Below are 12,558 nucleotides of genomic sequence, written 5' to 3' on the forward strand. Positions count from 1 at the left end.
CTCGCCACGACCCGCGCCCGCGGCGGGCAGCAGGCTGCCGCCTGAACATCCGGACAGTGAGAGGCCACCCGCCACTCAGTTCTCCGTGAATCGCCGGCGCCCAATATCCCCAGGCACCGAACGGAGCTGTCGGCGTGAGGTGAAAGCCGAGGGAAACAGCCCTGCGATCGAACTCGGCGTCCAACCTGGCAACGAGTCTGCCGAGGTCAGCGCGAGCACCACCCGGCAGCCACAGCAGCACATCTTCCAGACAGTCTCTCGCCACCAGAGGATCACACCAGTCGCAACCCGTCACCGGATCCGGCAGAAAGCCCCCTGGCTGCTGCCTCAGATACCGCCGGCACTCCGCCAGGGCAGCGGCCACAGCTCCCGGCCACAGACGCTCTTCTTCCAGCTTCCGGATCGCTACACGAGTCGCCGCAAAAACACCACGGATCCGGCGAACCGGAACCCCTCGCCTGGGCCGCCGGCGCTCCGCGCGCAGACCCTTCGGATGCCTACGCGGCATCAGCCCTTCGGATCGACATGCCGTCATCCTGCCACGGCCCCACTACCCCACACACGGCACCGCGGGTCCATCCCCCATGCAAGCAGGGAGCCGACCAACAGCATCGGACCGTCACCAGTTCCGGTGCGATCGTCCTCGCGCGTCGGCTGAGGTCTGACCCACATCGTCACCAGGACTCACCCGCGTGTGCGCCGAGAGGGCTGGAGAGACGGCGCGGCGGCCGCCGTGTCCGCCGTCTTCGCACGTGTGGAGGCGCCTCGTATGCTGGCCCCGTGGAGCGGGGAAAGCTGATCGCGGACCGTTACGAGCTGATCGGTCGTCTGGGGCGGGGCGGCATGGGCGAGGTGTGGGCCGCGCGGGACCGCGTGCTCCACCGCGAGGTCGCGCTCAAACTGCTGGATCTCGACGGAATCACCCATGCCGACCTGCCCCGGCGGTTCGAGCGCGAGGCGGTGGCCGCGGCCCAGATCGTCCACCCCAACGTCGCCGCCCTGTACGACCGGGGCGTCCACGACGAGGTGTTGTTCCTGGTCATGGAGAAGGTGGACGGCCAGACGCTCGCAGCGCGTCTCCAGGCCGAAAGTCCATTCCCTCTGACGCGTGCCGTGGCGATCGCCAGCGGCGTCTGCGCAGCGCTGGAGGCCGCGCACCGGGCCCAGGTCATCCACTACGACATCAAGCCCCACAACGTCATCCTCACCGGCGACGGGCTGGTGAAGGTCATCGACTTCGGGATCGCCGGGTTCGTCCAAGCCGCGTTCACCGTGGCGCGTTCCTCCCAACTGGCCCCGGCCGGAACACCGGAGTTCGGCGCGCCGGAGCAGTTCCTCACGGAACGCGGCGACGAACGCTCCGACCTGTACGCACTCGGTGGGATGCTCTTCGCGATGCTCGCCGGCCGGCCGCCCTTCACCGGGCACAACAGCATCGCCGTCGTCCGGCGCAAGCTCGACGAAGGGGCCCCGCCCCTCGACGCGCTCCGCCCCGGCCTGCCGCCCGAGGTGACCGCGCTCGTCGCCGAACTACTGGAGCGCGATCCCGACCAGCGCCCCCAGTCGGCACACCAGGTCCAGCAGCGGCTTCAAGCACTCCTGGCATCGTGCGCGGCAGCCGAGGCTCCCACCACTGTGGTGCCCCCGACCCCGCGCACCCGCCTGATGGACGACACACGGCGCGAGCCTCGGCCGCCCTCTCCCGACTCCTGGAACCACGCCTCCACCGACGAGACGCCGTTCACCGCGGACGCCTTGCTGCCGCGGCGCTTCACCAACGACATGGACATCGAGTTCGCGCGGATCGCCGAGGACACCGGCCACTCCCGTGAAGCAGGCCCCAGCGACCTGGTCGGGGAACTCGCGCGCCGCGACTGTACCGGAATGGTCGTCGGCGTCTACGTGGAGCAGCCCGGTCCCCACGCCACGCCCGAGAACCCTCTCTACGTCTGCCTCCAGGTCTTCGCGTTCCCCGACTGGGCGATGGCCCGGGACGCGCACGGGTACCTGGGCGACGGGGGCGGCGCCTGGCGCCTGACCATCTGGAGCGCCCGCGACGGGGGTGGCCTCGTCCCCTGTCCCGACGAGGTCCACCGCAGCCACCGACGGCGGTACAGCTGGAGGGCAGACCGCTACGTGAGACTGGCGGTGGCCTACCGTGCTGACCTCACCAACGAAGGCTCCATCTGGCCCTGGCTCGATTCAGCCGCCCGCAGGGCCGCGCTCTCCGCCGGGCCGCAGAACCACCACGGCTAGGCAGTGCCTGCAAGATGAACACCGTGGCGGATCATGGTGTCGTGATAGGTCGCCATGAACTGTTCGCTGCCGAGCGGGAGTTCGTCCGGCCGTTGCTGCCGGTGTCGTTGCGGGGGCGTAAGCGGCTGGATGACCGCCGGGTCTGCTCCGCCGAGTCCAACGGGTGCTGGAGTGCTGGACGGGAAGGAGTCGACGTACCGGCAGTCCGTCGGCCACCCACGCGGGCGCGACCATCTCGTCCGTGGTGCAAGCGCGTGACGCACACTGCCCGTCACAGGAGGCGTCGCACAGCCTCCACGATCGCGCTACGGCATTCCGCCAGGTTCGACGTCAGGACAGGCGTCGCCGGCATGCTCGCGGCGTTCGTCGGGCTCCAGGCCGAGGCGATGGCCAGGACGAGGGTGAGAAGCGTGGCCGGGGCGAGGCCCGGTGTGCCCTCTCGGTCCTTCCGGGCCGCTTCCAGCGAGGCGAGCTTGTCGTCACGGGCCGGTTGGGCGGCGGCGGGGTCCCGTTCCACGGCAGTGCCGCGTTCCAGTCGGTTCCACGTCGCCAGTCGGAGCACCTCAGGGTGCTTCTGGTAGAAGTCGAACAGTCGCCCCGCATAGTCCGGCAGGTCGTCAGGTGTGAAGGGCACCATGTCGAGGCCCCGCCCGACGTGTGCGTCGAAGACGGCGTCGAAGAGACCGTCCTTGTTGCAGAAGTAGACGTAGATGAGGTTCTTGTTGGCCGAGGCAGCTTTGGCGATCCGGTCGACGCGGGCTCCCGCGATCCCATACGCCGCGAATTCCTCGGTCGCCGCCTGGAGGATACGCGCCTTCGTGGCCTCGGCTCGGGACATGAGAATCATGCTAACAGCGCCTCATGGACCCTTGCCGGGGCGTCGAGACGCGTTGCCGCTGCCGCCGGTGGGGTGAGCCATTAGCCGCCGGAACCATGGTGAGTCTGCGGTCGGACCGTGCCGCCGATGGTCTGCCGGGAGGCCGGACCGCTGGTGGGGGCGAAACCAGCCGCCGGTCGTGGGTGCAGGCTACTGAGCGCCGCCGGTACCAGGTCTGCGCGATCAACCCGAGGCAGGTCGCCCGTTTGAAGGGGTGGAACGGCACCTCCAGGGCCAAGAGCAAGACATGCGACGCGCACACGGTCGTGTTCCGCATCGTCATCACTCGCGCTCTCCAGACCCCGTCGCCCGCCTCCGCGGGTACCTGTTGTGCCTCACCGCACTCCCGCTGGACCTCGCGGCCCCGGGCCGGTCAGGGGCGTGTGTCGTCACCGCAGGCCGAAGGCGTCGATCAGCGCCTCGGAGGCGAGCAGCATAACGGTGCACCACAGGGTGACGCCTGCCATGAGCCAGCCGATCAACCGCCACCGGGGCAGGCCGAGCGCCGTGCCCAGCATGGCCGATCCCCAGGTGCCGAAGAGCGCCGGCCCGATGATGCCGAAGCCGATCACGCCGTACCGGTTCACCACACGTCGGGCCCGCAGGCCGGCGCGTCCGTCGATGCGGGGGCGACGGCCCCCGGGCGGCGACCCGGTGGTGACGGGCCGCCGCTGTGAGCGCCAGATCAGCCATCGGGTACGCAGCCACCCGGCCGCGAAGACGGCGGACAGCAGACACCCGGCCGCACCGAGGAGCACGGCGACGAGAGCGATGGGTGGGGCAAGGGAGATCGAGAGTCCGAAGGGTACGGCCGGGGTGCCCAGGGCGAACCCGGCGAGCACTGCCCAGGCGAACTTCAGCACGTAGCACTCCTCGTCATGGGAACGGACGCCACGTCGGTTCGCGGCGACAGTGAATTAACTAACCAGTTATGCTAGAGCAATGAACACCTCACCATCTCCCTCAGCACCCTTACCGGGCAGCCAAGTTGAGCGACTGTCGGCTTCTCGTTACGTCCTTCTCACGACGTTCCGTCGGGACGGGCGGGCAGTGCCCACTCCGGTGTGGGCGATGAGAGACGGGGACTGCCTGGCCGTGTGGAGCGCAGCCGACGCCGGCAAGGTCAAACGGATCCGCAACAGCGGCCGGGTGACCGTCGCCCCTTGCGACTGGCGAGGGACCCCGAGGGGGGAACCCGTGCCGGGTATCGCCGAGTTGCCTGGCGACCAGGACACCGTTCACTATCTCGACCTGATGAAGCGCAAGTACGGTCTCGTCGCGCGGGTCGGCTTGCTGGGCAGCAGACTGAAGGGGCCCGGGCACCGCACGGTGGGCATCAGGATCCGACTCACGGAGTAACCCTCGCGCGGTCCCGCCGCGCCCGATCCGCGCCCCGCCCCCTCCTGTGTCGCCGGACCTTCGGAGCCCGGGAAGCCTTGCCCCGACAATCAACCATGCGGTCAGTCAATTCCACTCGTACTCGACTCGCGAGACAGTGGCCCGAATGGCGGCCCATCCGACTGGTTGTCGCCCACGGTCCCCGGCCGGAACTCAGACGGCGAGGTGGTGTTCTGCGCCGGAGTCGCCGGCGGCCGTCTCGGGGGTGATGCCGTGCTGCTCGTCCTCGGGGCGGCCCTTGGTCGGCAGCAGGAACGTGATCGCGATGAAGACCACCAGCAGGCACGCCTGGACGAGCAGCGCACGGTGGAAGCCGCCGGTGAGGTGACCGGTCTTGGCCTGGGCGAGGAACACCGAGCCGAAGACCGCGACGCCGATGGAACCGCCGACCGCCTGGACCGCCGACAGGACACCGGATGCGGATCCGATCTCGTCATCGTCGACCGCGGCCAGGATGAAGCTGAACAGGCGGCGATCACCGTGCCGGCTCCGATGCCCGCGACGGTGTCGCGGAGCAGCGCGAGTGGCTGATGGAGTCGTTCAGGACCGCCAGCAGGAAGGGGCGCACCCGGCGAGCGCGATCCACGCCTCATGGACGAGGTGGACGCGCGGAGCACGGAGCACGGAGCACGGAGCACGGAGCTGATGGTGCAGGCCGGACTCCCCCGATGATGGCCAGGGTGCTCGCCGCGCTGTTCCCCACCGACAGCGGCAGCCTGACCTCCGCGGAACTCGTGCGACGCCTGCGCGTCAGCCCCGCCTCCGTCTCCAAGGCCGTCGGCTACCTGGAGAACCAGGCGCTCATCACACGCGAACGCAACCTCCACAGCCGCGCCGAACGCTAGCCCATCGACGACGACATGGGGCTCCAGTCCATCGCGGTCGGCGCGCGCGCCCAGACCCGGATCGCCGAGGCGTGCAAGATCGCCGCCCGGAAACTCGGCACCACCACCCCCGCCGGCGCCCGCCTGGAGAACACGCGCCAGTCCCTGCTTCACGTCATCGACGACCTGGTCTGTTCAGCCGGCACTGGCACACGATCTACCCCACCAGCCTTGAGAGGTCGCCCGAAACGGATCACTGAGCAGATCACGCCGGTCTCGGAAGAGAGTCTTCGATCTCCCCGGGCGACTCGTCGACGCGTCCACCACGCGAGCCCACCGCACACCTCTGGCTCGTCAGCGCCATCGATGCCCGGCTCCGCACACGAACACCTGTCGTCGCGGCGCTCCGCCCCGTCTTCCACCTCCTGCTGCGTCCATCGCGGCGCGCACGAGCCGACTTCTTCAAGCCAACCCTGCGCCCGAGGCAACCCCTCGCCGGCCTGGATCGTCTGTCGGGTCGTGTCTCGTACGACGCGATCCGGCGGGTTCGCCGCCTCAGTGGTGGTCTCTGCCTCGACACCACCCGTCAGGCCGTCGCCGCCGACTCTCGCCGGCCTCTCCCATGGGCCGCATCGCACCGACCTCGGCGCCTGGCATGGCCGCCCACTCCATCGTCGTGCCCGCAGATCCCTCTCGGATTCGTGGCCATGAAGAGCAGACCGACGACGGAGTCGGGCGTTCCCTCACACGGAGTGGATTTGGCACACACCGCTCATGCGCCGCCCAAGAACCCGTACCCTGCACATCAAATGGCTGGTTTCCTTCTGTCCGGCCCCCCTCTCTCAAGGAGCCGTCCGTGTCTGCTTCTCCCACCCCCGTTCACAGCATCGACGCCACGACCGCGGCACTCCAACAGGAGCTTCCTCAACTGGAGCAGCTTCAGCAGGAGCTCGAGAAGGAGCTGGCCGCGGTCTCGGAGCGCGTCCTGTCGGTCCGTACGGCGCTGAGCGCTCTGCTGACCCTGGCTGAGACGCCTGCCCCCCGTGCCGCGCAGACCGCGCAGGTCGCGCCCGAACCGGCCGCGGTGGAGGACGTAACCGCCGTCGATCCGGCCGAGGCGGTGACGCCTCAAGAGGCCGGTCCGGTCCCCGCGCCCCGGAAGGCCGCGACCACGCGCGCGGCCGGCGGGCGGAAGACGGCGCCTGCCAAGGCCGAGAGCCGGAAGGAACGTTCCTCTGCGAAGAAGCCTCGCGTCACGGCCTCCGCATCGAAGGCCGCTCCCGCCGCGAAGGACCCTGGTGGCTTCACCGAGCAGGTGATCGCCGTTCTCGCCCGCTCGCCGGAGACCCCGATGCGCGCGCGGGACGTCGCTCAGGCGCTCGGCCGCGATTCCTCGACGGGCGCCGTGAACGCCGTCCGCAGCACGCTCGACCGTCTCGTGGGCACCTCTCGGGCCGCCCGCGCCGGCCGTGGCCTCTACCAGGCCGCTGGCCTCGCCGTTCCGGTCGGGGCTGCTGGGCGGGGCTGAGCGAGGTCGTTCGATCCGGCCGCTGCTGCGGCCCGCCGGGTGCTGGGTTGCCGGCGCGGCGGGTGCGCAGCGCGGCAACCTCGCAGCGGCCGACCTCGGCGACATCACCAGGGCCGTGAAGCGCAGGCTCAAGCAGATCCGGTACCGACCGGACAGAGTCGACGTCTGCCTCGCCGGCGCTGGCCTTGCCATCCATGAGTATCGAACCCAGGGAACGGCCGGCCAGCTACGTGGCCCTACGCTCGCGGCACCCTGCCGAACGCCTGTACCCAACGAATTGAGAGAGCCCGTGAGCGACGACGTCCTGTCGATCATTCCGACCGATCCCCAGTGGCAGCCCGACCGGACGGCGGCTGAGCGGACTGCCGCGCTCGCCGCGGACCTGGCTCCCGGCCTGCCCGATGGCGTGGAGGTCGAGATGGACGTCACCTGGCACGACACCCTCACCCCCGTCGACTGCGGCGACAACCTGGAACGGATCGGCTGCCCGCACTGCGGCGCCTCGATCGACACCGAGTGGTACGCCGACCTGTTGGAAAGCCACGGTGAGAACGGCTTCACCACCCTGGTCGTGGAAGTGCCGTGCTGCGGCACCGACACGTCGCTGGATGTGTTGGACTACGACTGGCCGTGCGGCTTCGCCCGCTTCGAGATCGCAATCTGGAACCCCGAACGTGACTGGTTCGGCGACGAGGACCTGGTCGCTCTCGGCGACACACTCGGGCACCCGGTGAAGCAGATCAGAGCCCACATCTGACTCAGGTCTCAGCAGGAACCAAGGACAGCCGTCCAGCCCGACAGCACTCATACGAGTTCAATAGCTGATCCGGTCGCGGATATCGCCTCTGGCACCGCCTCGGAGGTGGGCCTCCGGAGGTGGCGCGGCGCCTGACAATCGGAGATCCGCCCACTGCTGATCCCCGGCTTCCTGGGCAGTCGGCATGGATTTCATGGACAGCGGGCGGCAGTTGACATCGATGAAGGAGTGAAAGGGAAGCAGTGGCCTCGCACGGGCCCAGTCATCGGCGGATCCGAAGTCCCGGCTGGAGGAGGTGTCCGCAGGTCAGGCGAATGGCGGCTGGCGAGGGCGCTCTCTTCGATCACCTTTCGAATGAGCAAGCTCCATGCGTCCGGAGATCTCCCTCTCCGCCGGCTGACCGATGCTCTCGCGGTGAGGGCTCTTCGGCCGGCGGCCCTCTGACTCCGGCGGGGACGCGCCTCGGGCCGGCGCTCGTGGGCCCGGCCGCCGCGGCGGGACGAGCCCGTTCGAGGTTCCGCTTCTGCTTCAGTAGACGTCGCGTACATAGCGCTTGTCGGCGGACATCTGCTTCACATACGCGTCCGCCCCTTCGTCGCCCATGCGCCCGTGGCGGGCGACGATCTCCCGGAGCGTCCGGTCGACGTCCTTCGCCATGCGCGCCGCGTCCCCGCAGACGGCGAAGTGGGCGCCCTCCTGGAGCCAGGACCACAGGACGGCGCCGTGCTCGCGCATGCGGTCCTGGACGTAGACCTTGGCACGCTGGTCGCGGGAGAACGCGGTGTCGAGCCGGTCGAGGTGGCCACTGGCCCGGTGGGCCTCCAGTTCCTCGCGGTAGTAGAAGTCGGTGGCCTCGCGCTGCTCGCCGAAGAAGAGCCAGTTGCGGCCGGTGTGTCCGCGGGCGAGCCGGTCCTCCAGGAATCCGACGAAGGGCGCCACTCCGGTCCCCGGGCCGATCATGATCAGCGGAGCGGCGGGATCGGCCGGCGGCCGGAAGTGCGGGGCGCGCTGCACGAACACCGGGACCGGGCCGTCGTCGGCGTGATCGGCGAGATAGGCGGAGCAGACACCGGCCCGGGCACGGCCGCGATCGTTGGCGTAGCGAACCACCGAGACGGTGAGGCGGACCTCGCTCGGCCGGGCGAGGGGGCTGGAGGAGATCGAGTACAGGCGCGGCTGGAGCCGCTTGAGGACGCCGGCCCAGTCGGCGGTGGAGGCGCGCACCGGGTACGCGCCGATCAGGTCGGCCGCCTGGAGGCCCCAGCTCCACTTCGCGAGCTCGTCCTTGTGCCCGGGGCGCAGCAGCCGCTTCAGCTCCTGGCTGCCGGTGCGGTCGGCGACGAAGCGAAGCAGGTCCGGCGTGATGCGCGCGATGTCGAGGCGGGTCCGCAGAGCCTCGGCCAGCGGCAGCGGACCGCCCTCGCCGACGGCCACCGGCTCGGCGGGGTCGAGACCGGTGAGGGCCAGCCACTCGGTGACGAGTGCGGGGCTGTTCGCCGGCCACACCCCGAGGGCGTCGCCCGCCTCGTAGGCGAGCTCGCCGCACCGGGTGTCGAAGGCGAACTGCCGCACCTCCTTCTGCGAACCGGGCAGGCTCAGGAGCCGGTTCCCGACGAGCAGCGTCGGAAACGGCGACGCCTTGGAGTACGGCGCGGGAACGACGGCCGGTATCGGCGCGGAAGAGGCCGCCGAGGACTCCCCCGGCAACGGGACCTGAGCGGGAACGCGGGCGGCGACGGGGGCGGCGAGAAGCTGCACGACGGTGGCAAGCCAGGCGGCGGAGCCGTCCTCGTGGTCGGGTTCGCAGTCGGTACGGGGGTGCAAGCGGGTCGCACCGAGCTCGGCCAGCCGCTCGTCCACGCGACGCCCGTACCCGCAGAAGTCGTCGTAGCTGGAGTCGCCGAAGGCGAGGACGGAGAACCGCACCCCCTCCAGCCGGGGTGCGTCGGGGGAGCTGAGCGCCTGCCAGAACGCGGCGCCGTTGTCCGGAGCCTCTCCGTCCCCGAACGTGCTGGTCACCACCACAAGGTCCGTACCGGAGCCGATGTCCGCGGGGGCGACGGCCTCCATGGGGGCGAGGACGGCTTCCCGGCCGGACGCGAAGCACCGGGCGGCGACGGTCGCTGCGAACTCCTCGGCGGTGCCCGTCTGAGAGGCCCAGAGGACGAGAAGGCGCCGCACCTGGGACGCGGGCTCCGGTGGTTGGTTCACGCGTGCCGGTGCCGGCACGGGTGCCGCGGAGGGCGTGGCCGCGTCCGCACGGGAGAACATGCCTGCCAGGACTCCGTCCACCCAGATGCCGTGGTCGGGGGCGAAGGGTGCGGAGGCCGGCAGGACCGGGACACGCCCCTGGGCGGGCGCGGTCGACAGCCCGGTCACGTAGCCGGCGAGGTAGCGGCGCTCCGGCTCGGTGAAGGCGGGGGGCGTGAGGTCTGCGACGCCGAGCAGCGCGGCGAGGGCGCGCGTCGGTTCGTCCGTGGCGGTGGTGTCCGTGGCTGTCTCCGTCTTCCTCGCGTCCGCCGGAACCGCCGCGGGTCGGACGGGCGGCACGGGCGCGGTCGTCTTCGTCAGGGTCACGGCGCATGCCTTGAACTCGGGCTGGAAGGAGAGCGGGTCGACGGCGTCGTTGGTGACCGCGTTGATGCTGAGGTACTCGCCGAAGAGGTCGTTCCAGTGGAAGGGGGCGAAGCAGTTGCCCGGCAGGACCCGGTCGGTCACCAGGACGGGCAGGACGGCGCGCCCGCGCCGGGAGGCGATCTCCAGGTGGTCGCCCTCGGTGACACCGAGCAGGAGGGCGTCGTCGGGGTGGACCTCGACGAAGGGTCCGGGGTTCAGCCGGGTCAGCTTGGCGACCTTCCCGGTCTTGGTCAGGGTGTGCCACTGGTGCTGGAGGCGTCCCGTGTTCAGGACGAAGGGGTAGTCGTCGTCGGGGAGTTCGGCGGCGGGCAGGTGCGGCCGCGCGAGGAAGCGGGCCCGGCCGCTCGGTGTCGGGAAGGCGAGGCGCGGCCGGCTGCCGTCCGCACGCTCCAGGAGGGTCTGGCTGATCCCGTCGTTGAGGTAGCGGACCGGATTGCGGTCGGGGCCGTCGATCGTGGGGGCCGGCCACTGCACGGGGGTGTCGCGCAGCCGCTCGTACGAGACTCCGCGCAGGTCCCAGCCGGTCTGCGGGTTCCACGCCCGCTTCAGTTCCTCGAAGACCTCCTCGGCGGAGCCGTAGGTGAAGGCCGCGGCGAAGCCCATCGCGCAGGCCACCCGTGCGATGAGCTCCCAGTCGGGCAGGGCCTGGCCGGGCGGGTCGACGACACCCCGGACCAGGGTGAGGTTGCGCTCGGAGTTGACCATGACGCCGTCCGACTCCGCCCACAGGGTCGCGGGCAGCACCACGTCCGCGTACCCGTTGGTCTCGGTCTCGGCGAACACGTCCTGGGTGATGACGAGTTCGGCGGCTTCGAGGGCCGCGATGACGGTCTTGCGGTTGGCGACCGAGGCGACCGGGTTGGTGCAGATGATCCAGCACGCCTTGATGTCCCCGGCCGCCATCCGCTCGAACATCTCGACGGTGCCCCGTCCGACGTCGGTGCGCAGCGAGCCCTCCGGGATGTCCCACAGCTCCTCGGTGAAGGCCCGGTCGGTGTCGGAGGCCACCGAGCGCTGCCCCGGCAGCCCGGGTCCCATGTATCCCATCTCCCGGCCGCCCATGGCGTTGGGCTGGCCGGTGAGCGAGAACGGACCGGAGCCCGGCCGGCAGATCGCCCCGGTCGCGAGGTGCAGGTTCACCAGCGCGTTGGTGTTCCACGTGCCGTGCGTGGACTGGTTGAGCCCCATCGTCCAGCAGCTCATCCACTCACCGGCCTCCCCGATCCACCGGGCGGCCCGCCGGATGTCCTCCTCGGGTATGCCGGTGACCTCGGCGACCCTGGCGGGCGGGTAGTCGGCGAGCAGGGCTGCCGTCTCCTCCCACCCTTCGGTGAACTCGGCGATGAACGCCTCGTCCACGTGCCCGTTCTCGACCAGCAGGTGCAGCAGGCCGTTGAGGAGCGCGAGGTCCGTGCCGGGCCTGATCTGGAGGAAGAGGTCGGCCTTGTCGGCGGTGGCGTTGCGCCGCGGGTCGACGACGATCAGCTTCGCTCCGGCCGCCTTGATCCGGTCCGTCATGCGCAGGAAGAGGATGGGATGGCAGTCGGCCATGTTGGAGCCGATCACGAAGAACAGGTCCGCGTGATCGAAGTCCTGGTACGAACCCGGCGGCCCGTCCGCGCCCAGCGACAGCTTGTATCCCGTTCCGGCGGAGGCCATGCACAGGCGGGAGTTGGACTCGATCTGGTTCGTCCGCACGAAGCCCTTGGCCAGCTTGTTCGCCAGGTACTGCGCCTCCAGCGACATCTGCCCGGAGACGTAGAACGACAGCGCGTCGGGCCCGTGCGCGTCCAGGATCGCCCGCAGCCGCCCCGCCACGTCCTCGACCGCGGTGTCGACGTCCGTCGCCACCGGCGTGCTGCCCCGTTCGTCCCGCACCAGGGCCGTGGCGGCCCTGCCGGGAGCGGCCATCATGTCCGCGCTGGTGGATCCCTTGGTGCACAGCCGCCCGGAGTTCGTGGGGTGGGCCTTGTCCCCGGTCGCCTTCGTGGCCCGCCTGCGCCCGGTCGTCCCGTCCCGCGCGATGTCGAGGACGATGCCGCAGCCGACCCCGCAGTACGAGCACGCCGTACGGATGGATCCTGCCCCCGCTTCGGCCGACGTCACCGGAAGCCCCTTCCTTCGCCCATTCGTGGGTGAGCCCCACACCCGACGACGGTAGGAAGCCGGGGTTACTGGATGATCACGTGCTCCGCACACCAGGGGTTACACCCCCCGCACGACGGCTCGGGGCAGTGGGTGAGGGGGCGGCTCCGGCCGCTCGCTCAGGCATCGTCCACGG

At 70.4% G+C, this 12,558-nt stretch carries 8 protein-coding genes and 1 pseudogene; 5 read left to right on the forward strand and 4 right to left on the reverse strand.

Features of this window, described 5'->3' with window-relative positions:
- Nucleotides 1-780 precede the first annotated feature (780 nt).
- Nucleotides 781-2,256, forward strand: coding sequence for a serine/threonine-protein kinase (locus tag ACFVU3_RS13700; protein WP_390066069.1), 1,476 nt, complete (start codon nt 781-783; stop codon nt 2,254-2,256).
- 271 nt (nt 2,257-2,527) lie between these two features.
- On the opposite strand, the gene ACFVU3_RS13705 is transcribed toward ACFVU3_RS13700, so the two are convergent.
- Nucleotides 2,528-3,094, reverse strand: coding sequence for a TetR family transcriptional regulator (locus ACFVU3_RS13705; RefSeq protein ID WP_390066070.1), 567 nt, complete (start codon nt 3,092-3,094; stop codon nt 2,528-2,530).
- A gap of 428 nt (nt 3,095-3,522) precedes the next feature.
- Complete coding sequence (locus ACFVU3_RS13710) at nt 3,523-3,996, reverse strand: hypothetical protein (RefSeq protein ID WP_390066071.1); 474 nt, start codon at nt 3,994-3,996, stop codon at nt 3,523-3,525.
- Nucleotides 3,997-4,075: 79 nt separating this feature from the next.
- On the opposite strand from ACFVU3_RS13710, the gene ACFVU3_RS13715 reads away from it, so the two are divergent.
- Complete coding sequence (locus ACFVU3_RS13715) at nt 4,076-4,492, forward strand: PPOX class F420-dependent oxidoreductase (RefSeq protein WP_390066072.1); 417 nt, start codon at nt 4,076-4,078, stop codon at nt 4,490-4,492.
- Between the two features lie 192 nt (nt 4,493-4,684).
- Here ACFVU3_RS13715 and ACFVU3_RS13720 read toward each other — a convergent pair.
- Nucleotides 4,685-5,037: pseudogene (locus tag ACFVU3_RS13720) on the reverse strand (MFS transporter); the annotation flags it as partial.
- 162 nt (nt 5,038-5,199) lie between these two features.
- Between ACFVU3_RS13720 and ACFVU3_RS13725 the strand changes: the two are divergent.
- The 3 genes from ACFVU3_RS13725 to ACFVU3_RS13735 all read left to right on the forward strand — a co-directional run bounded on the left by ACFVU3_RS13725 (nt 5,200) and on the right by ACFVU3_RS13735 (nt 7,640).
- Nucleotides 5,200-5,376, forward strand: coding sequence for a MarR family transcriptional regulator (locus tag ACFVU3_RS13725; protein WP_390066073.1), 177 nt, complete (start codon nt 5,200-5,202; stop codon nt 5,374-5,376).
- Between the two features lie 835 nt (nt 5,377-6,211).
- Nucleotides 6,212-6,883, forward strand: coding sequence for a hypothetical protein (locus tag ACFVU3_RS13730; RefSeq protein ID WP_390066074.1), 672 nt, complete (start codon nt 6,212-6,214; stop codon nt 6,881-6,883).
- A gap of 289 nt (nt 6,884-7,172) precedes the next feature.
- Nucleotides 7,173-7,640 carry a hypothetical protein gene (locus tag ACFVU3_RS13735; protein ID WP_390066075.1) on the forward strand — a complete coding sequence of 156 codons (468 nt, stop codon included), beginning with the start codon at nt 7,173-7,175 and terminating at the stop codon, nt 7,638-7,640.
- A gap of 528 nt (nt 7,641-8,168) precedes the next feature.
- Here the strand turns inward: ACFVU3_RS13735 and ACFVU3_RS13740 are convergent.
- Nucleotides 8,169-12,383 (reverse strand): molybdopterin-dependent oxidoreductase, encoded by a 4,215-nt coding sequence (locus tag ACFVU3_RS13740; RefSeq protein ID WP_390066076.1) that lies wholly within the window; start codon nt 12,381-12,383, stop codon nt 8,169-8,171.
- Between the last annotated feature and the right edge of the window lie 175 nt (nt 12,384-12,558).

It is taken from the genome of Streptomyces sp. NPDC058052 (assembly GCF_042885515.1).
Taxonomy (GTDB): Bacteria; Actinomycetota; Actinomycetes; order Streptomycetales; family Streptomycetaceae; genus Streptomyces.

What these genes read in the sequence shown, in the direction of transcription:
- ACFVU3_RS13705 (WP_390066070.1), bottom strand. Translation starts at nt 3,094, where the DNA reads ATGTCCCGAGCCGAGGCCACGAAGGCGCGTATCCTCCAGGCGGCGACC.
- ACFVU3_RS13715 (WP_390066072.1), top strand. Translation starts at nt 4,076, where the DNA reads ATGAACACCTCACCATCTCCCTCAGCACCCTTACCGGGCAGCCAAGTT.
- ACFVU3_RS13725 (WP_390066073.1), top strand. Translation starts at nt 5,200, where the DNA reads ATGATGGCCAGGGTGCTCGCCGCGCTGTTCCCCACCGACAGCGGCAGC.